Here is a 20,186-nt window from a genome sequence, read left to right as displayed (position 1 = left end):
GGGACGGGCACGGAGTCCAGGATGCCGCGGCCCGACCGCCGGTCGTCACCTACGACTTCAGACGGCGCCGGCCCCGCCCGTCAGCTCCGACACCTTCAGCACCGCCAGCGTGAGCAGCAGCACCAGCACGGCTACCGCCCCGGCCGCCTGCACCAGGGTGCGGCGCTTCCGCGGAGCGTACGCGTAGGCGACCGTGACCGCGCCGCCCGCGAGCAGCCCGCCCAGGTGGCCCTGCCAGGACGTGAACGACGCCGAGATCACCATCCAGATCAGAAAGCCCGCGATGAAGCGGTTGACGGCGTGCATGTCCGCTCCGATGCGGCGGCTCATCACGTAGTACGCGGCTGCCAGGCCGAAGATCGCCCCGGAGGCGCCGACCGCGGACTGCTCGGGGGCGATCAGCAGCACGAGCACCGAACCGCCCAGCGCGGAGAGGAGATACAGGGCGAGATAGCGGGAGCGTCCGAGGCCGCCCTCCACCGCACGGCCGATGTTCCACAGCGACAGCATGTTGAGGACGATGTGCAGGATGCCGAACGTGCCCTGCGTGGGCGGCAGATGCAGGAACGCCCCGGTGATCAGCCGGTACCACTCCCCGTCGACGACGCCCTCGGTGTGGAACTCCGCCGGGTAGGTGTCCTGGTAGAGGTAGTGGCCGCCGTCGGGGCCGATCAGCCCGGCGCCGAGCATCGCGAACCGGTCGACGAGCCCGGGCCGCACCAGCTCGCCCAGATACGCCAGCACGTTGAGGGCGATGAGTGTGTACGTGACGACGGGGACGGCCGAGATCCGTCCGCCGAAGACCGTACGGGCCTGGCGTATGGACCGGTTGCCCTCCTTCACGCACTCCACGCACTGGTGGCCGACCGCCGCCTCGCGCATGCAGTCCGGGCAGATGAACCGGTCGCAGCGGGTGCAGCGGATGTACGACTCGACCTTGGGGTGTCTGTAGCAGGTGGTGACGGAAGGCTGCACGGCCGGCTCCTCGGGAACTGCGGGGGGTCACGGAACAGAGAGCCGGTGGGGACGGCGGCGATCAAAATAGCGAACTCGGGCGGTCCTCGCGGAACGGGGTGCCGGCCGTTCACGGACGGTCGCCGCGGAACGGGTTGCCCGGCCGCGCACGCGCTGCCGGACGGCTCATGCGGTGGCCGATGCCGGACGAGATCGTTCCGGCTCCGGCGCGGCCGGGCCTGCGTTAGCCTCGGCACTCCCGGTACGCAGGACCCGCGCCACATCGACCCTGGTACCCACATCGACCCACGGAGCGGAGCGCCCGTATGGCCGGTTCAGCCACGTCCACCACCACGACCGGACCGGCCATCAGCCTCAGCAAGATGGAGCAGACCGCGCCCGCCCTCGTCAGCCTCTACAAGACCGCGGGCGTCTCCCTGCAGAAGCACGGGCTGAGCGGTACGAGGGCGGCGGTCTACCTCGTCGTCGACTACTCCGGCTCGATGAAGCCGTACTACAAGGACGGCAGCGTGCAGGCGCTCGCCGACCGGGTCCTCGGTCTGTCCTCGCATCTGGACGACGACGGGCGCGTCCCCGTCGTCTTCTTCTCCACGGACATCGACGCGGTCACGGACATCGCCCTCGAGGGCCACCGCGGGCGGATCGACGAGATCGTGGCCGGCCTCGGCCACATGGGCAAGACCAGCTACCACCTGGCGATGGACGCGGTCATCGACCACTACTTCGACAGTGGTGCGACCGCCCCCGCGCTCGTCGTCTTCCAGACGGACGGCGGCCCGATCAACAAGCTCGCGGCGGAGCGCTATCTGTGCAAGGCGGCGAAGCTGCCGATGTTCTGGCAGTTCATCGGCTTCGGCGACCCGGGCAGCAAGCAGTTCGAGTTTCTGCGCAAGCTCGACGAACTGGCCGTGCCGCAGAAGCGGCCGATCGACAACGCGGGCTTCTTCCACGCCGGTTCGGACCCCCGGCAGGTCTCGGATGCGGAGCTGTACGACCGGCTGGTCGGGGAGTTCCCGGCGTGGCTGGCGGCGGCCAGGGCGCAGGGGCTCGTGCGCGGAGCGAGCCCTACGCTTCCCTAACAAGTGTTTGGCAGGTTAACGTGCTGCCGTGACGGACAACAAGGCGGCCGACAAGGCGGAGCCCCGGGTGACCCCGCCGCCCGAGCGGCGCCGTGAACTCCTCGCCACCGCGGCCGAGGTGTTCGCCGCGCACGGCTACAAAGCGACCACGGTCCGCAGGATCGCCGACGAGGCAGGCATGCTCGCGGGCAGCCTCTACTACCACTTCGACTCCAAGGAGTCGATCCTCGACGAGATCCTGTCCACCTTCCTCGACGAGCTCTGGGGCCGGTACGACGCCGTGCTCGCCGCCGGACTCGGACCGCGCGAGACCGTCGAGGCCCTGGTCACGGAGTCATTCCGGGAGATCGACCGGCACGGGCCGGCCGTCGCGATCTACCAGAAGGAGTCCCGGACCCTCGCGAAGCAGCCGCGGTTCGCCTATCTAGCCGAGTCCCAGGAGAAGTTCGAGAAGGCCTGGCTCGGCACCCTGGAGCGGGGCGTCGCCGAGCGCGTGTTCCGCGCCGACCTGGACATCCGCCTCACCTACCGGTTTCTGCGCGACACCGTGTGGGTCGCCGCGTCCTGGTACCGGCCGGGCGGACAGCACAGCCCCGAGGAGATCGCCCGCCAGTACCTGTCGATGGTGCTGGACGGTGTCGCCGTACAAGACAGCGGAAACCCGACGGCCGACAGCGGAAGCCCGAAAGCCGAGGGCCGAACCCACAGCGACAGCGGAAGGCCGAAAGCTCGGAAGCCGAAAGCGAAGCCCACAGCGACACCGGAAGCCCATAGCGACAGCTGACCAACGGAGGTCCAGCCATGCCCGAGGCCTACATCGTCGAAGCGGTCCGCACCCCGGTCGGGCGGCGCAGGGGTGGCCTCGCGGCCGTCCACCCCGCCGACCTGGGCGCGCACGTGCTGAAGGCGCTCGTCGAGCGCACCGGGATCGACCCGGCCGCGGTCGAGGACGTCGTCTTCGGCTGCCTGGACACGGTCGGCCCGCAGGCCGCGGACATCGCCCGCACCTGCTGGCTGGCCGCCGGGCTGCCCGAGGAGGTGCCGGGCGTGACCGTCGACCGGCAGTGCGGCTCCTCGCAGCAGGCCGTGCACTTCGCGGCACAGGGCGTGCTCTCCGGCACCCAGGACCTGGTGGTCGCCGGCGGCGTCCAGAACATGTCGATGATCCCCATCGCGTACGCGTCCCGGCAGGCCACCGAGCCGCTGGGGCTGACCGAGGGCCCGTACGCGGGCAGCGAGGGCTGGCGCGCGCGATACGGCGACCAGCCCGTGAACCAGTTCTACGGCGCCGAACTGATCGCGAAGAAGTGGGGCATCACGCGCCGCGACCAGGAGCAGTTCGCGCTCCGCTCCCACCAGCGGGCCGTCCGCGCGATCGACGAGGGCCGATTCGCCCGCGAGACCGTGCCGTACGGCGACGTGACCGTGGACGAGGGGCCGCGGCGCGACACGACCCTGGAGAAGATGGCGGGCCTGAAGCCCGTCCTGGACGGCGGCACGATCACCGCAGCCTGCTCCTCGCAGGTCTCCGACGGCGCGGCGGCGATGCTCCTCGCCTCCGAGCAGGCCGTACGCGAACACGGGCTCACCCCCCGCGCCCGCATCCACCACCTCTCGGTGCGCGGCGAGGACCCGATCCGGATGCTCTCCGCGCCCATCCCGGCGACGTCGTACGCCCTGAAGAAGACCGGCCTGACGATCGACGACATCGACCTGGTCGAGATCAACGAGGCCTTCGCCCCGGTCGTCCTCGCGTGGCTCAAGGAGACCGGCGCCGACCCCGACAAGGTCAACGTCAACGGGGGCGCCATCGCCCTGGGCCACCCTCTGGGCGCCACCGGCGTGAAGCTGATGACGACGCTGCTGCACGAACTGGAGCGCACGAACGGCCGGTTCGGGCTGCAGACGATGTGCGAGGGGGGAGGCCAGGCGAACGTGACGATCGTCGAGCGCCTCTAAGCCGTTCGGGGGACCATCCGGGAGGTGTTCGTGGTTCTGCCGCCCGGACGTGCTACGGTGAATGCGTTGCGGTTTTGGTACCCATGAACTTTGTGTGCGCCTGACGGAATGATCGTCGGGCGCATTTTGTTTTTACCGGATTTTCCGGCACGGGGTCATTGCGCGGCGACGAGGAATCCGCAGGTCGCGGATTTCCGCAGCACACCCGTTAGGGAGACAGAAAATGGCTACTGGAACCGTGAAGTGGTTCAACTCGGAAAAGGGCTTCGGCTTCATCGAGCAGGACGGCGGCGGCGCCGACGTCTTCGCCCACTACTCCAACATCGCCACCCAGGGCTTCCGTGAGCTCCAGGAGGGCCAGAAGGTCAGCTTCGACGTCGTGCAGGGCCAGAAGGGCCCGCAGGCGGAGAACATCCTCCCGGCCTGATCGCGGCGATCGCGTAATCGCAGCCGGGGCCCGCACCTGTACGGTGCGGGCCCCGGCTTCTGCTGTCCTCAGGAAGGCAAAGCCACATGACCCGCCCCAGCTCAGAACGGTCCGCACGCTCCGCCCGCCGACGCTCCGCGGGCTCCCGCGCGCAGGCTCCGGCGAATTCGGCGAAGAGGCCCGGTAAGATTCCAGCCCGCCGGTCGGCGCCGCCCCAGGAATTCACGCTGCCCCGCAGCACCACCCCCGCGCTGCCCGCCGTCGAGGCGTTCGCCGAGCTGGACATGCCCGCCGCCCTGCTGAAGACCCTCGAGGCCCAGGGTGTGGTCGAGCCCTTCCCGATCCAGGCCGCCACGCTGCCGAACTCCCTCGCGGCCCGGGACATACTCGGACGCGGGCGCACCGGCTCCGGCAAGACCCTCGCCTTCGGGCTCGCCCTGCTCGCCAGGACCGCGGGCCGCCGCGCCGAGCCCAAGGCGCCGCTCGCACTGGTACTCGTCCCCACGCGGGAGCTCGCACAGCAGGTCACCGACGCCCTGACCCCGTACGCCACCGCGGTCAACCTGCGGCTGGCCACCGTCGTCGGCGGGCTGTCGATCACCAAGCAGGCCGGTGCGCTGCGGCGCGGCGCCGAGGTGCTCGTGGCCACGCCCGGGCGGCTCAAGGACCTCATAGACCGGGGAGACTGCCGGCTCGGTGAGGTCGCGGTCACCGTGCTCGACGAGGCCGACCAGATGGCCGACATGGGCTTCATGCCGCAGGTCACGGCGCTGCTGGAGCAGGTGGAGCCGAACGGCCAGCGGATGCTGTTCTCGGCGACGCTCGACAGGAACATCGACCGGCTGGTGCGGATGTTCCTCACCGATCCCGTGGTCCACTCCGTCGACCCGTCCGCGGGCGCCGTCTCCACGATGGAGCACCACGTCCTGTACGTCGCCGACGAGACCGACAAGAAGGCCGTCGCCACGCGCATCGCGGCCCGCGACGGCCGGGTGATCCTCTTCGTGGACACCAAGCGCGCCGCGGACCGCTTCGCCAAGCGTCTGCTGGCCAGTGGCGTTCGGGCGGCGGCGCTGCACGGCGGCCGCTCGCAGCCGCAGCGCAACCGCACCCTCGACCAGTTCAAGAACGGCCAGGTCACCGCCCTGGTGGCGACGAACGTCGCGGCCCGCGGCATCCACGTCGACGACCTCGACCTCGTCGTGAACGTCGACCCGCCCACCGACCACAAGGACTACCTCCACCGGGGTGGCCGCACCGCCAGGGCCGGGGAGTCGGGCAGCGTCGTGACCCTCGTACTCCCCGACGAGAAGCGGGAGATGAGCCTGCTGATGCGCGACGCCGGCATCGAGCCGCGCACAGCGCGGATCAAGTCGAGCGACGAGGAGCTGGTCCGCCTCACGGGAGCGCGCGAGCCGTCGGGCGTCGCGGTGACGATCGAGGTTCCGCAGCCGGTGCAGCAGCAAGTGGCCAAGCCGCGGTCGCGACGGAGCGGCGCCCGGCGTGCAGGCGGAGCAGGCGGAGCAGGCCGTTCCCGGCGCACGGGCCAGACTCAGGCGCAGTCCCACGGCGAGCAACCGCGGAACGGCGAAGCCCGCGGCACCGCTCAACGACGTCAGCAGGGCCGCCGTACGGGGGAGGGCCAAGCGCGCTCGAACCGCACTGAGCGCGGGGCACAAGGAGGGCGGCGCGCGGCCTAGGTTTCAACGCCGAGTCGGGGAGGGTGTTGTGATCGACAGCGCCCTGCCTTCAGCAGCATCCGAGCCGCCGCAGCCGGTGTACGGGGCGGGGGCCACGCGACGGCCGCGGCCCGTCAGCGGGCGAGACGCGCGACCGCCTTCCGCTGGCGCTCCGCCGCGACTTTGAGGAACCGGATCACCGTCTCCAGCTCCTCGGTGGTGAACTCCTCGCAGAACTCGTTCACATCGCGCTGCCAGTCGGCGAACACGGCCCGCAGCTCGGCGATCTTCTCCGGGTGCAGCTCCACCAGGACCCGGCGCTTGTCCGTCGGGTGCCCGACCCGGCGTACGAACCCCTTGGCCTCCAGGCGGTCGACGAGGCCGGTGACGGAGGCGGGGGCCAGGCCGGTGTGCTCGGCGAGCTCCTTCGCGGTGAGCGCGCCGTGCCGTTCCAGCAGGTCGAGCGTCTTGTTCTCGGTGGCGTTCAGCCCCTGCGTCGCGGCGACCGCGGAGTGGAACATCACGGTGACCGCGCTGTTCTCGCGGCCGGCGGCCGACAGTCGTGCGAGGACGTCGGCGCGCTCGTCGTGCTCCCGGGCCTGCTCCTTGGCGTTGGCCCTGGTCTCGCCGCCGGGCTCCTCCTCGCTGCTCATGCAGCCGAGCCTAGCAAATATTTCGTTCGGGCTAACGAAAGACTTGTGATCACGCATGACTGCGTGCAAGTCTTTCGTTAGCTCGAACGAAATAAATCTGGAGCCCGACCGGACACGAGCCCTGGAGTCGACATGACCGCGACCCTCACGAACTCCGCGAGCGGCGGCCCCGCGCCCGCTGCCGCCGCCCCCGCTCTCCACCCGCGCCGCTGGACAGCCGCCGTCGTCATGATGATCGCGGCACTGATGGACCTCCTGGACGTGACCATCGTCAACGTCGCCATCCCGTCCATAGGCCGCGAACTGGGCGCCTCCGAAAGCGCCCTGCAGTGGGTGGTCTCGGCCTATCTGCTGGGCTTCGCCGCCACGCTGATCGTCGCCGGACACCTCGGCGACCGGTACGGCCGCAAGATCCTCTTCCTCGCCGGCACGGCGGGCTTCGGCGTCGCCAGCCTGGGCTGCGGGATCGCGCAGTCGCCGGATCAGCTGATCGCCGCGCGGGCCGTGCAGGGCGTGATGGCGGCGCTGCTGATGCCCCAGGTGCTCGGCTCGTTCCGCACGCTGTTCCACGGCAAGGAGCGCGGCGCGGTGTTCGGAATGTACGGGGCTGTCGCCGGATTCGCCTCGGCGGTCGGACTGCTCCTTGGCGGTCTGCTCACCGGCGCCGACCTCTTCGGCTGGGGCTGGCGTTCCGTGTTCCTCGTCAACGTGCCCGTGGCGCTTGCGACCTTCGCGGCCGCGCTGTTCCTCGTACCGTCGACCAAGGAGCGCTCAGCCGGACGGCCCGATGTGCTCGGCAGCCTCATGCTGGCGGGTGGGCTCGTCGCGATCGTGCTGCCGCTGGTGCAGGGGCACAGCAACGGCTGGCCGGTGTGGGGCTGGATCTGCCTCGCCTGCGGAGCACTCGCCGTCGCCGGGCTCGCGGTCGCCGAGGCACGCCGCCGCGCCACGCCCGTGCCGCTGCTGCCGGCACGCGCCTTCCGGCTCCCCGCGTTCTCCGTCGGCATCGCCGTACAACTGCTGTTCGCGCTCGGCATGCAGGGCTTCTTCCTGGTCTTCGCGATCTGGCTGCAGGGCGGCCAGGGCTACACGCCGATGCAGGCGGGCGTCGTCACCGTCGCGTTCTCGGCGGGCGGGTTCCTGACCGCGCCGGTCGCCGACACCCTGGCCGTGAAGGCCGGGCGGCTGGTCCTGAGCGCGGGCGCGCTGATGATGGCGGGCGGCTTCGGCTGGGTCTGGTACGCCGTCAGCGGCTCCGACGCGACGCACACAGGGGCCTGGCCACTCGTCCCCGGCCTGCTGATCGCCGGCGCCGGGCTCGGTTTCCTCGTCGTGCCGCTGGTGAACGTCGTCCTGTCGGCGGTGCCCGCCGATCTCGCCGGCGGGGCGTCCGGGATCTTCTCCACGGCCCAGCAGTTCGGCGGCGCGCTCGGCGCGGCCGTGATCGGCACGGTCTTCTTCGAGCACACCGCCGACGGCCTCACGCCCGCGCTGACCACGGCGATGCCCTGGGTGACGGCCGGCTTCCTGCTCTGCGCGGCGCTGTGCCTGGCGCTGCCGGGGAAGGCGGTGGCCGCGGGGGAGCAGTGACGGCTGGCGCCCGCAATGGCATGAGGGCCGCGGAACCGGAAGGTTTCGCGGCCCCTACAGCAGTCCTCAGGTGTCGCACTCCACCACCGTGCGGCACAGCGCACACCGCGCGCGGACGCGCCCCCGCACCGGCACCCTGATCCGCTGATGGCACGTCGGACACGGGAAGGACACCCGCAGCGGCGTCCGCCCGTCGAACGAGTACGGCCCCGGATCCAGACCCGGCGGGGGCACCGGCACCTGATGGTCCTGCGCGAACCGGCGGTCCTTCGCATACCGCCGCCGCCCCGCCCACCCCGCCGCCGTCAGCGGCGGCTGCTGCTCGTCACGCCGGGCCTGCGCCATGCCCTTCGTGTACGCCGTGTACGCCTGCGGACTGGTGAACCACACCGACGGGTCCTCGCCGAACACGAGCGCCCGCTTGGCCAGCACGTACCCGAACTCCTCCGGCGTCAGATAGCCGAGCTTCTGCGACGACGCGGCGTCCTCCCGGTAGGCGTCGAGCAGCAGCCAGCCCGCGCCCAGATACGCAGCGGCGGTGTCGGTCAGGATCTCGTTGTCGCGGGTGCCGGGAAACGACAGGTCCAGGCGGTGCAGATAGACGTGCATCACCTCGTGCGCGAGGGCCGCGCCGATATCCCTGCGATGGTTTCGGAACCGGTCGTTCAGCTCGATGAAGTACTCGGGGCCCGCGGCGAGTTCGACGTTCGCCGCGTGCTCCATCTCGCGGAAGCTGATGACCATGCGGGCGTCCGGCAGCCGGTAGTGCTGCACGATCTCGCGGGCCACACGCTGCACACCCAGGTGGAGATCATCCTGGTCGCAGAACGCCACGTCGGCCGGGACGACGCTGGTCTCGAAGCTGTTGACGGTGTGGTACGAGAGCCTTCTGTACAGCGCGGTGATGGCCGACCGCACCGTGTCCAAATGCGGATAGCCGTGCTCGACCGGTCCGCCGTCCGCCACGCCCGCACCCCCTTCAGACGCCTGAACAGAGCTCCGCGCTGCGGCCTCCCTGCTGCCCCCACTGTAAGCGGGACGGGCGTCGACGGTCCTGGCGACGGACGTTGAAACGAGGCACCGACGGTCCTGGCGAGCCCCTCCGTCCACCGGCCACGTAGGGTGTCGCCCCATGACCACCAGCAACATCAACGAGCCTGGTACGCCGAACGGGCCCGGCACGGCCGACGACATCGACCCCTCCGTCCGCGCCGAGCTGGCCCGGCTGCGCGACAGCATCGACAACATCGACGCGGCCGTCGTACACATGCTCGCCGAGCGTTTCAAGTGCACCCAGCAGGTCGGCCACCTCAAGGCCGCCCACCAGCTTCCCCCGGCCGACCCCGCCCGCGAGGCCAGTCAGATCGCCCGGCTCCGCCGCCTCGCGGAGAGCGCCAAACTCGACCCGGCCTTCGCCGAGAAGCTCCTGAACTTCATCATCGCGGAGGTCATCCGCCACCACGAGACGATCGCGAACGACTCGGCGGGCGCGGACGGATCCGCACCAGAAGGAACATGACAGACGGCACACGCGCGGGCGCTCACAGTCGCGTGAGCCCCGCACTGCCTGACAGCTGAGCCCTGCACAGCCGGACAGCCGAGCCCCGCACAACCGGACAGCTGAGCCCCGCACAGCCCCGACAGTCGAGTGCCCTCGCGCGTCGTCCCCGCAGGGGCCCGCCCGGGGAGAAAGGCCCTGTCGCGCCGCCCCGCTCATCAGGCAGCATGGCCCTCATGTCCGTACTGACGCGCGCCGAAGCGCAGACCCGAGCCGAGCTCCTCGATGTCCGGCGATACACCATCGACCTCGATCTGACCCGGGGCGAGGAGACCTTCGACTCCCTCACCGTCATCCACTTCACGGCGCGTGGGGACCTCAAAGCCGCGGACACCTTCGTCGAGCTGAAGCCCGCCGAGCTGCGCTCCGCAATCCTCGACGGACAGCCCCTCGACCCCGCCACCCTCGACGGCAACCGCCTCCCGCTCACCGGCCTGACCTCCGGCGAACACGAACTGCGGATCGACGCCTCGATGCGGTACTCGCACACCGGCGAGGGCATGCACCGCTTCACCGACCCCACCGACGGCGAGACCTACGCCTACACCCAGCTGTTCATGGACGACGTGCAGCGCGTCTTCGCTGCCTTCGACCAGCCCGACCTCAAGGCCGTCTTCGAGCTGACCGTCACCGCACCCGACGGCTGGACCGTCCTCGCCAACGGCGTCACCGAACACACCGGGGGTGGCGTCTGGAAGGCCGCACCGACCCCGCTCATCTCCACCTACCTCGTCGCCGTCGCCGCCGGCCCCTGGCACTCCGTACGCACCGAGCACCGCGGCCTGCCCTTCGGCATCCACTGCCGCCGCTCCCTCGCCCCCCACCTCGACGCCGACGCCGACGAGATCATCGACGTCACGCGCGCGTGCTTCGACCGCTACCACGAGAAGTTCGAAGAGCCCTACCCCTTCGACTCCTACGACCAGGCGTTCGTCCCCGAGTTCAACGCGGGCGCCATGGAGAACCCGGGCCTCGTCACCTTCCGCGACGAGTTCGTCTACCGCTCCGCCGTCACCGACACCGAGCGGCAGACCCGCGCGATGGTCATCGCCCACGAGATGGCCCACATGTGGTTCGGCGACCTCGTCACCCTCAAGTGGTGGGACGACATCTGGCTCAACGAGTCCTTCGCCGAGTACATGGGCTACCAGACCCTCACCGAAGCCACCCGCTTCACGGACACCTGGGTGGACTTCGGCGTCGCCCGCAAGGCCTGGGGCTACGACGCCGACCAGCGGCCCTCCACCCACCCCGTAGCCCCCGAAGCCGTCGAGGACACCGCCTCCGCACTCCTCAACTTCGACGGCATCTCCTACGCCAAGGGCGCCTCCGCACTCCGCCAGCTCGTCGCCTGGCTCGGCGAGAAGGACTTCCTCGCCGGCATCAACACCCACTTCGCCCGCCACAAATTCGCCAACGCCACACTCGCCGACTTCATCGACTCCCTCGCGGACTCGACCGAACGCGACGTGCACGCCTGGGCCGACGCCTGGCTGCGCACCACCGGCGTCGACACCCTCGTGCCCCGCACAGCCGGCCACAACAGCAGCCACACCCTCACCGTCGACCACCACGGCAGCCGCCCCCACCGCATCGCCGTCGGCCTCTACGACCAGGACCTCAGCGACCACGGCCGGCTCACCCTGCGCGAACGGTTCGAACTCGACGTACCGCACAACGGGACCGCGCGCCCCATCGGCAGCCGCCCCGCCCTCATCGTCCTCAACGACGGCGACCTCAGCTACGCCAAGATCCGCTTCGACGACCTGTCCTTCACCACCGTCCAGGAAGCCCTCTCCGGCATTCCCGAGCCGCTCACCCGCGCCGTCGTGTGGAACGCGCTGCGCGATGCCGTCCGCGACGGCGAACTGCCGCCCGCCGACTACCTCAAGGCCGCCCGCACCCACCTCCCGCACGAGACCGACCTCGCCGTCGTGCAGGGCGTCCTCGCCTTCGCCACCAGCCACGTCGCAGGCCGGTACGTCGCCGACGAGGACCGGCCCGACGCCCTCGCCACCCTCACCGACCTCTGCCGCGACCTCATCCGACGCACCGAGGACGGCGACAACCCCGGCCTCCGCCTCACGGCCGTACGCCACCGCATCGACACCGCCACCCGGCCCGACACCATCAGCGCCTGGCTCTCCGAAGGCACCGTCCCCGGCGGGCCCGAACTCGACCCCGAACTGCGCTGGCGCATCCTCGGACGCCTCGCCGTCCTCGGCGCCATCGACGACGCCGTCATCGAGGCCGAGCTCGTCCAGGACCCCAGCGCCAGCGGCCAGGAGGGCGCCGCCCGCTGCCGGGCCGCGCTGCCCGACCCCGAGACGAAGCGCAAGGCGTGGGACGAGATGTTCGCCGCGGACGATCTCTCCAACTACCTGTTCACCGCCACGGCCCAGGGCTTCTGGCAGCCCGAACAGGCCGCGCTCGTACGCGAGTACGTGCCGCGCTACTACACCGACGCGGTCGCCGTCGCCGAGCGCCGCGGCCCCGCCATCGCCGACGCCGCCGGCCGCTACGCCTTCCCCGTCTACGCCGTCGACACCGAAACCCTCCACCTCGGCGAGACCTGCCTACGCGACGCCACCCCCATCCCGGCGTTGCGCCGCCGCCTGGCCGACCAACTGGACGACTTGGCACGGGCATTGCGGGTACGCGCCTGAGTACCGTTGTGGGCAATCGTTCCGCAGGGCGATGGGGGTCCCCCTGCTCTGGGGGTACCTCCCAGGCCCTTAAGGCACTGGGGGAGAAGCCGAGAGCTTGGGGGAGGGTGGGCACAACCCACGACGGCGGGTGCGTCACGTATTGCCCGGCCCCGGCGAGGGGTGGGCGCAACCCACGACGGCGGATGCCCCGGCGTGGAACCTGCACCCCGGGTGGGGTAGGCCCCCCGGCAGGGGCAGGGTGGCCCCGGCCACAACACGGGTAACGCCAGTACCACTTGCGTGTCCCGATCGTTGAGGCTGGTGCCCCTGCCACACGCCCACCTGAAGGACACCCCATGAGGACCCCGCCGCAAGAGGAGGGGACGCCCCCGCCGTCAGAGGGGCCTTCGGCGCCGCCCCTGTCCGGCGGCCCAGAAGGCCCCACCGCCCTCCGCCCCCTGCTGACCACCGTCCTCGACGCCCTCCACGACGGAGCCGCCGCCCGCCGCGGCCCCCTCCCGGCGGGCGGACCGGCGGCCGTCGCCACCCGCGTACGCGAAACCGTCGGCACCGCCCTCCCCCCACACGGCACCGGCCCCGACGAGGCCCTCCACACCCTCGTCCGCCTCCTCACCGAAGGCGCCGCCGACCCCGCCGAACCCCTGTGCGCAGCACACCTCCACTGCCCACCCCTCGCCGTCGCGACCGCCGCCGACCTCGCCGTCTCCGCGCTCAACCCGTCCCTGGACTCCTGGGACCAGGCCCCCGCGGCCTCCGCACTCGAAGCCCTCGTCACGGCGGCCCTCGCGGCCGAGGTGTACCCACACACCCGTACCGCCGACGCCGTCGTCACCACCGGCGGCACCGAGTCCAACCAGCTCGCCCTCCTCCTCGCCCGCGAACGCCACGGCACCGTCCAGCTCGTATGCGGCGAGAACGCCCACCACTCCCTGCACCGCGCCGCGTGGCTCCTCGGACTCCCCGAACCCGTCACCGTGCCCGCACCCGCGGGGACCCTGAACCCCACCGCCCTCGCGGACACCCTCATCCGTCTGGACGGCCCCCTCCTCGTGGCCGCCACCGCCGGCACCACCGACGCCGGACTCATCGACCCCATCCCCGAGATCGCCGACCTGTGCGCCACCCACGGCGCACGACTGCACATCGACGCCGCATACGGCGGCGGACTCCTCTTCAGCGACCGGCACCGCACCAAACTCGACGACCTCGACCGCGCCCACACCGTCACGCTCGACCTGCACAAACTCGGCTGGCAACCCGTCGCCGCCGGCCTTCTCGCCGTACGCGACCGCCGCGACCTCGACGCACTGGCCCACCGCGCCGACTACCTCAACGCCGACGACGACACCGAAGCCGGCCTGCCCGACCTCCTCGGCCGCTCACTGCGCACCACACGCCGCGCCGACATACTCAAGATCGCCGTCACCCTCAGAGCCCTCGGCCGCACCGGCCTCGGCGCGCTCGTCGACCAGGTCTGCGCGGCCGCCCACGACTTCGCGCACCTCATCGACGCCCACCCCGGCTTCGAGCTCTACGACACCCCCACGATCAGCACCGTCCTGTTCCGGCCCACCGGCGCCGACGACGCCGCTCTCGCCCGCGTACGACGACAGCTGCTCACCGAAGGCCGCGCCGTCCTCGGCCGCGCCCGGCTCGACGGCCGGCTCTGGCTCAAAGCCACCTTGCTCAACCCGCACACCCGGCCCGGCGACCTCGCCGGCCTGCTGAAACTGGTGGAAGGAAACACCGCCCGATGAGCCCGATGCCCCCCGACCCCGGCCGGCACGCCGACCGTCCGGCCCCCCGGCCCCCCCACCGCCGCGGCCCCGCCACTCACCGAGAGTGCACCCACCCCACACCCCAAGCCCCCCGCGACCTCGTCGGCATCGGCATCGGCCCCTTCAACCTCTCCCTGGCAGCCCTCGCCCACCCCCTCGCCGAACTCGACACCGCCTTCTACGACCGGCGGCCCGCCTTCCACTGGCACCCAGGACTGCTCATCGACGGCGCCACGCTCCAGGTGCCCTTCCTCGCCGACCTCGTCACCCTCGCCGACCCCGCCAGCCCCTGGTCGTTCCTCAACTACCTGCGCCACCGCGAACGGCTGTTCCCCTTCTACTTCGCCGAGCGCTTCCACATCCAGCGCGCCGAATACGACGCCTACTGCCGCTGGGTCAGCGACAACCTCCCCGGCCTGCACTTCGGCCACCAGATCGACACCGTCCGCTGGGACCCCGAACGCTCCCTGTTCGAGATCGACTTCGCCCAGCTCGACGCCGACGGAGCAGCCGAGGCCCTCGGCCGCACCCACGCCAGAAACATCGTCCTCGGCATCGGCACCGCCCCCCACATCCCCGAACCCCTCCGAGCACTCGCCGACGCACCTGCCGTACCCGTCGTCCACTCCGCCGACTACCTCCGGCACCGCGAACGCATCCTCGCCGCCGAGCACGTCACCGTCGTCGGCTCCGGCCAGTCCGGCGCCGAGGTCTTCCTCGACCTCCTCCGCCACCGCCCCGCCGGCCGCGAACGACTCCACTGGCTGACCCGCACCGAGGCCTTCGCCCCCATGGAGTACTCAAAGCTCGGCCTCGAACACTTCACACCCGACTACACCCGCTACTTCCACGGCCTGCCCCAGCCCGTACGCGACCGCCTCGTGCCCCGCCAGTGGCAACTCCACAAAGGCATCGACACCGACACCATCGCCGCCATCCACGACGAGCTCTACCAGCGCACCCTCCACGGCGGCTGGCCCGACACCGTCCTCACCCCCGGCGTCAGCGTCCGCGCCGCGACCCGCACCGGGCAGACCACGATCGAACTCGACCTGGCACACCCCCAGCAGGGCACCCGCTCCCGCCTCGTCACCGAAGCCGTCGTCCTCGCCACCGGCTACCGCGAACGCCCCCTCGACCAACTCCTCGCCGGCCTCGCCCCCCACATCCGCCGCGACACCGCCGGCCGCCCCCGCATCGACGAGCAGTACCGCATCGACCTCGACCCCACCATCACGGCAACCGGCAGCAACATCTACGTCCAGAACGCCGAACGCCACACCCACGGCGTCGGCGCCCCCGACCTCGGACTCGCCGCCTGGCGCAGCGCCACCATCCTCAACGCCGTCACCGGCAAGGACCCCTACCCGCTGCCCCGCCGCACCGCGTTCACCACCTTCGGCCTGGACGAACAACCGACGCCGGCCCCGCCCGGATGGGCGAGGCCGGCGTCGGCAGGTCACACGATCAGCCGCTAGAAGACGGGCACCCCTAGAAGACCGGCACCCCGTCCCGCGTCAGCTTCCAGTCCACCGACGCGAACTCCGCCGGGTCGATCGACCCCTTCTCCTTCACCCACGCGATCATCGTGTTCCGGATCTCGTCGGAATTCGCCCACAGCTGCTTGGCGGCGGCCACAAACGGGAAATTGCCGCCGCCATTGGCCCGATAGTTGTTCACCGCCAGCACGAACTGCGCGTCATCGGCCAGCGGCGCACCCTCGAACTGCACATTCGTCACCCGCGACCCCGCCGCCTTCGCAATGTCGATCTCATACGTGAGACCGCTCACCACGTCGTAGTTGTAGTCCGGCGTACCGCTCGCATTCGTCAGCTTCGCCGGGTCGACATCCGCACCCGCAGCCGTCTGGACGTAGTAATTCGCCGAGAACTCCAGATACGCCCTGATCTGCGCACCCGTCATCAGCCGCGCCTCCAGCGTGTTCTCGAAGACATACAGACCCGCAACATCGCGAATCGTCACCTCACCCGCCGGAATCACCGCACTCCGCGAGAAACACGCCGCCTGCGACAGCACCGGCAGCGACGCATACTCCGTGCCCGCCAGCGCGTCCTTCACCGTCGCCGCCTGAATATGGTTGATCAGATCGATGATCGGCACATCCTTGTACGGAGCCTCCACCGACGTCATCTCCGCGGCGTTCGTACCGATCACCTGATTGACGTACGCCACGACCTTCTCGTGCTCGTCCCGCAGAATCTTCGTGATCTCCGGGTCCTCATCCACCGTGTTCGAGTTGAGGACCTGCGCGCCCACGGACTCCACCGTCCAGCGGCCCTTCTCCCACACCAGACCGAAGTCGAACAGCGTCAGCCGCTGCCCCCACTTCAGCGGCTCCGACAGCACCACCTGCTTGCCGGTCTCCTTGTTCGCCACGAAATACTCGGGAATCTCCGTGTGCGCATGCCCGACCAGAATCGCGTCGATCCCCGGCACCTGCTCCGCCACCAGACCCGCCGCATTCTCGATGTACGGCAACTGATCACCATACGACGACGTGCCCGACGAACCCGAATGCGCCGACACGATCACCACGTCCGCACCCATCGACCGCAGCTTCGGCACCCACTTCGCCGCCTGCTCCTCCAGACCCGGGAACGTCATCTTGCCCTGCACGTTCGCCTTGTCCCAGATCGCGATCCCCGGATTGGTCAGACCCAGGATCGCCACCCGCACATCATGGCCGTACGGAGTACGCAGCCTCTTGATCACATACGGCGGGAAAGCCGGCTTCAGCGTCTTCGCGTCCAGCGCGTTCGCGCCAAGCAGCGGAAAACGGCACTGCTGCTCGAACTTCCGCAGCACCGGTATGCCGTAATTGAACTCGTGATTTCCCAGCGCCGCCGCGTCGTAGCCGATCGCATTCATCGCCTGCGCCATCGGATGCACCGGACCGTTCTCCGCGGTGATCGGATCGACCTTGGCGTAGTAGTACGACAGCTGCGTGCCCTGGATCGTGTCACCCGCGTCGATCAGCAGCGTGTTCCGCCGGCCCTTCTCCCTGCGGACCTGGTCCACCAGCGTGGAGATCTTCGCCAGACCCACATCGTTGTGGGCCTTGTCGTCGAACTCCTTGTCCGTGAAGTAGTCCCAGTTGAAGACGTTGCCGTGCAGATCCGTCGTGCCCATCACCGTGAACGCATACCGCTTCGGAGCCTGCCCGGCCGTCGGCCCGGCCGAGGCGGCGGAGGCGGGCACGGCGGCCGCACCCGCGAGCGCGACACCCGCACCCGTGGCAGCAGACCGGCCCAGGAACGACCTTCTGTCGAACGGCATTTCGTCTCCTAGCTTGACGCAACGACGGGATCTACGCGCGATGACACAACGCGCGTAGAAGTCTGGCGCAACCACCCCACCGACAACACCCCTTCAGCGTTTCGATCTGATGACCACGGCCCCAGGACGACGGTGCCACAGTGGGCCCATGACCGCAGAAACCCCCCAGCCGCCCACCCCGCACCCTCCCTACGGCACCCCCGACGCCCCCCGCATCGCCGTCCGCGGCGAAGCACACCTCGAAGCCGACCCCGAAATCGCCCGCATCGGCATCACCGTCAGCGCCCGCGGCACCAGCCGCCGAGAAGCCCTCGACGACCTCACCCGCCGCAACACCACCGTCCTCGACCTCGTCAAAACCTACGGAGAAGCCGTCGAAAAACTCGAAACCGGCGCCTTCTCCATCGCCCCCGAACTCACCAGACACGGCCGCGGCGAACGCATCCGCGCCTACCACGGCCGCGTCCACATCACCGCCGAACTCACCGACTTCACCGCCCTCGGCGAACTCGCCACCCGCCTCGCCGACCTCGACCTCACCCGCATCGACGGCCCCTGGTGGGCCCTCCGCCCCGACTCACCAGCCCACCGCGAAGCCCGCCAGCAAGCCGTACACGACGCCGTCCAACGCGCCCGCGAATACGCCGCCGCCCTCGGCACCACCCTCGCCTCCCTCGTCGAACTCGCCGACATCGGCGCCGAGGCAACCCCCTACAGCGCCATGGAGCCCACCGCCACACGCAGCATGCGCACCGCCGCCTACACCGCCGCAGCCGCAGAGGAGGCCCCACCTCTCGACCTAGAACCCCAACGCCAGCACGTCTACGCCCAGGTCAACGCCCGATTCACCATGACGCCACCCCGGCTCGAGCCCTAGCGGAAACGAGATGGAAAAACCACAGGAATACCCAGACGGGGGGCACCTCGAATGCTCATCGGAGCACCCCTGCGCACAATTCAACCCTTGTCAAGAGACCTTCACGCAAAGGTTGTTGAGTAGTCATGCGCAGCCAATTCCCTACCCGCCGGTAAGGCATACGCTCAAACCATGCGCCGAGCAAAGATCGTCTGTACTCTGGGCCCCGCCACCGACTCGTACGACCAGATCAAAGCCCTGGTCGAAGCAGGAATGGACGTCGCCCGCTTCAACCTCAGCCACGGCACCTACGCCGAACACGAGGAGCGCTACCAGCGCGTACGAAAGGCATCCGACGAGGCCGGCCGCAGCGTCGGAATCCTCGCCGACCTTCAAGGCCCGAAGATCCGCCTCGGCCGCTTCAGCGAAGGCCCCGTACTCCTTGAACGCGGCGACGAATTCACCATCACCGTCGAAGAAGGCATCGAAGGCGACCGCCAAACCTGCGGCACCACCTACGGCGGCCTCGCCACCGACGTCACCCCCGGCGAACGCATCCTCGTCGACGACGGCAAAGTCTGCCTCGAAGTCACCGCCGTCGACGGCCCCCGCGTCCACACCACCGTCGTCGAAGGCGGCATGGTCTCCGACCACAAGGGCCTCAACCTCCCCGGCGTCGCCGTCTCCGTCCCCGCACTGTCCGAAAAGGACGAATCCGACCTCCGCTGGGCTCTGAACATCGGAGCCGACGTCATCGCCCTCTCCTTCGTCCGCAGCGGCCGCGACATCGTCGACGTCCACCGCATCATGCGAGAAGAAGGCCGCCGCCTCCCCGTCATCGCCAAAGTCGAAAAACCCCAGGCCGTCGAGAACATCGACGACATCGTCGCCGCATTCGACGGCATCATGGTCGCCCGCGGCGACCTCGGCGTCGAAATGCCCCTCGAACAAGTCCCCATCGTCCAAAAACGCGCCATCAAACTCGCCAAGCGCAATGCAAAGCCGGTCATCGTCGCCACCCAGATGCTCGACTCGATGATCGACAATTCCCGGCCCACCCGCGCCGAGGCCTCCGATGTCGCCAACGCCGTCATCGACGGAACCGACGCCGTCATGCTCTCCGGCGAAACCAGCGTCGGCAAATACCCCATCGAGACCGTCAAGACCATGTCGCGGATCGTCGAAGCCGCCGAGGAAGACATCCTCGCCAAGGGCCTCCCGCCCCTGACCGACCGCAACAAACCCCGCACCCAAGGCGGCGCCGTCGCCCGCGCAGCCGCCGAAATCGGCGACTTCCTCGGCGCCAAATACCTCGTCGCCTTCACCCAGTCCGGCGACACCGCCCGCCGCCTCAGCCGCTACCGCTCACCCATCCCCCTCCTCGCCTTCACCCCCGACGCAGCCACCCGCTCCCAGCTCAACCTCACCTGGGGCATCGAAACCTTCCTCGGCCCCCACGTCGACTCCACCGACGCCATGGTCGACCAGGTCGACGAGCAGCTCCTCAAGATCGGCCGCTGCGAGAAGGGCGACATCGTGGTGATCACCGCCGGCTCCCCGCCCGGCGTCCCCGGCTCCACGAACCTGGTCCGCGTCCACCACATCGGCGAGGACGACGCACCGAAGTAGGGGAGCGGCTGCTCTTACGGGTCTTACGCGGGCCGAA

At 70.0% G+C, this 20,186-nt stretch carries 16 protein-coding genes; 12 read left to right on the top strand and 4 right to left on the bottom strand.

The window, feature by feature from the left end:
• Positions 1 to 57: 57 nt before the first annotated feature.
• Entirely contained in the window at positions 58 to 975 is a 918-nt protein-coding gene (locus ABT009_RS20780) for a rhomboid family intramembrane serine protease (protein WP_351296610.1), read from the bottom strand.
• A gap of 305 nt (positions 976 to 1,280) precedes the next feature.
• On the opposite strand from ABT009_RS20780, the gene ABT009_RS20775 reads away from it, so the two are divergent.
• From ABT009_RS20775 to ABT009_RS20755, 5 genes are all read left to right on the top strand, one after another.
• Positions 1,281 to 2,054 carry a vWA domain-containing protein gene (locus ABT009_RS20775; RefSeq protein ID WP_351296607.1) on the top strand — a complete coding sequence of 258 codons (774 nt, stop codon included), beginning with the start codon at positions 1,281 to 1,283 and terminating at the stop codon, positions 2,052 to 2,054.
• A 67-nt stretch (positions 2,055 to 2,121) separates the two neighbouring features.
• Positions 2,122 to 2,838 (top strand): TetR/AcrR family transcriptional regulator, encoded by a 717-nt coding sequence (locus ABT009_RS20770; RefSeq protein ID WP_502989934.1) that lies wholly within the window; start codon positions 2,122 to 2,124, stop codon positions 2,836 to 2,838.
• Positions 2,839 to 2,855: 17 nt separating this feature from the next.
• The gene (locus tag ABT009_RS20765) at positions 2,856 to 4,013 is read left to right on the top strand and encodes an acetyl-CoA C-acetyltransferase (protein ID WP_351296604.1); all 1,158 of its coding nucleotides are present in this window, start codon (positions 2,856 to 2,858) and stop codon (positions 4,011 to 4,013) included.
• 223 nt (positions 4,014 to 4,236) lie between these two features.
• A complete protein-coding gene (locus ABT009_RS20760; protein WP_067270399.1) occupies positions 4,237 to 4,440 on the top strand; it encodes a cold-shock protein in 204 nt (67 codons plus the stop codon).
• A gap of 86 nt (positions 4,441 to 4,526) precedes the next feature.
• Positions 4,527 to 6,140: a DEAD/DEAH box helicase gene (locus ABT009_RS20755; RefSeq protein ID WP_351296600.1), complete on the top strand. Its 1,614-nt coding sequence runs from the start codon at positions 4,527 to 4,529 to the stop codon at positions 6,138 to 6,140.
• Between the two features lie 113 nt (positions 6,141 to 6,253).
• Here the strand turns inward: ABT009_RS20755 and ABT009_RS20750 are convergent, their stop codons facing one another.
• Positions 6,254 to 6,772 carry a MarR family winged helix-turn-helix transcriptional regulator gene (locus tag ABT009_RS20750; RefSeq protein WP_351296597.1) on the bottom strand — a complete coding sequence of 173 codons (519 nt, stop codon included), beginning with the start codon at positions 6,770 to 6,772 and terminating at the stop codon, positions 6,254 to 6,256.
• A gap of 132 nt (positions 6,773 to 6,904) precedes the next feature.
• On the opposite strand from ABT009_RS20750, the gene ABT009_RS20745 reads away from it, so the two are divergent.
• Complete coding sequence (locus ABT009_RS20745; protein ID WP_351296594.1) at positions 6,905 to 8,362, top strand: MFS transporter; 1,458 nt, start codon at positions 6,905 to 6,907, stop codon at positions 8,360 to 8,362.
• Between the two features lie 66 nt (positions 8,363 to 8,428).
• On the opposite strand, the gene ABT009_RS20740 is transcribed toward ABT009_RS20745, so the two are convergent.
• The gene (locus ABT009_RS20740) at positions 8,429 to 9,328 is read right to left on the bottom strand and encodes a hypothetical protein (RefSeq protein ID WP_351296591.1); all 900 of its coding nucleotides are present in this window, start codon (positions 9,326 to 9,328) and stop codon (positions 8,429 to 8,431) included.
• A gap of 166 nt (positions 9,329 to 9,494) precedes the next feature.
• Here ABT009_RS20740 and ABT009_RS20735 point away from each other — a divergent pair, with 166 nt between their 5' ends.
• The 4 genes from ABT009_RS20735 to ABT009_RS20720 all read left to right on the top strand — a co-directional run bounded on the left by ABT009_RS20735 (position 9,495) and on the right by ABT009_RS20720 (position 15,845).
• Complete coding sequence (locus ABT009_RS20735) at positions 9,495 to 9,881, top strand: chorismate mutase (RefSeq protein WP_351296588.1); 387 nt, start codon at positions 9,495 to 9,497, stop codon at positions 9,879 to 9,881.
• 215 nt (positions 9,882 to 10,096) lie between these two features.
• Positions 10,097 to 12,586, top strand: a complete 2,490-nt coding sequence (gene pepN, locus ABT009_RS20730) for an aminopeptidase N (protein WP_351296585.1) — start codon at positions 10,097 to 10,099, stop codon at positions 12,584 to 12,586.
• 338 nt (positions 12,587 to 12,924) lie between these two features.
• Complete coding sequence (locus ABT009_RS20725; RefSeq protein ID WP_351296583.1) at positions 12,925 to 14,346, top strand: pyridoxal phosphate-dependent decarboxylase family protein; 1,422 nt, start codon at positions 12,925 to 12,927, stop codon at positions 14,344 to 14,346.
• On the top strand, positions 14,343 to 15,845 hold the full coding sequence (locus tag ABT009_RS20720) for a lysine N(6)-hydroxylase/L-ornithine N(5)-oxygenase family protein (RefSeq protein ID WP_502989926.1): 1,503 nt from the start codon (positions 14,343 to 14,345) through the stop codon (positions 15,843 to 15,845). The genes ABT009_RS20725 and ABT009_RS20720 overlap by 4 nt, the downstream gene beginning before the upstream one ends.
• A 13-nt stretch (positions 15,846 to 15,858) precedes the next feature.
• Here ABT009_RS20720 and ABT009_RS20715 read toward each other — a convergent pair whose 3' ends face one another.
• Positions 15,859 to 17,664, bottom strand: a complete 1,806-nt coding sequence (locus ABT009_RS20715) for a bifunctional metallophosphatase/5'-nucleotidase (RefSeq protein WP_351296581.1) — start codon at positions 17,662 to 17,664, stop codon at positions 15,859 to 15,861.
• A gap of 148 nt (positions 17,665 to 17,812) precedes the next feature.
• Between ABT009_RS20715 and ABT009_RS20710 the strand changes: the two genes are divergently transcribed.
• Together ABT009_RS20710 and pyk are read left to right on the top strand one after the other, a co-directional pair.
• Positions 17,813 to 18,541, top strand: a complete 729-nt coding sequence (locus ABT009_RS20710) for an SIMPL domain-containing protein (RefSeq protein ID WP_351296578.1) — start codon at positions 17,813 to 17,815, stop codon at positions 18,539 to 18,541.
• A 171-nt stretch (positions 18,542 to 18,712) separates the two neighbouring features.
• Positions 18,713 to 20,149, top strand: a complete 1,437-nt coding sequence (pyk, locus tag ABT009_RS20705; protein WP_351296575.1) for a pyruvate kinase — start codon at positions 18,713 to 18,715, stop codon at positions 20,147 to 20,149.
• Positions 20,150 to 20,186 lie beyond the last annotated feature (37 nt).

The organism is Streptomyces sp. NPDC002896, from assembly GCF_040295225.1.
GTDB lineage: Bacteria > Actinomycetota > Actinomycetes > Streptomycetales > Streptomycetaceae > Streptomyces.
This window is presented reverse-complemented; position numbering and strand designations above follow the sequence as displayed.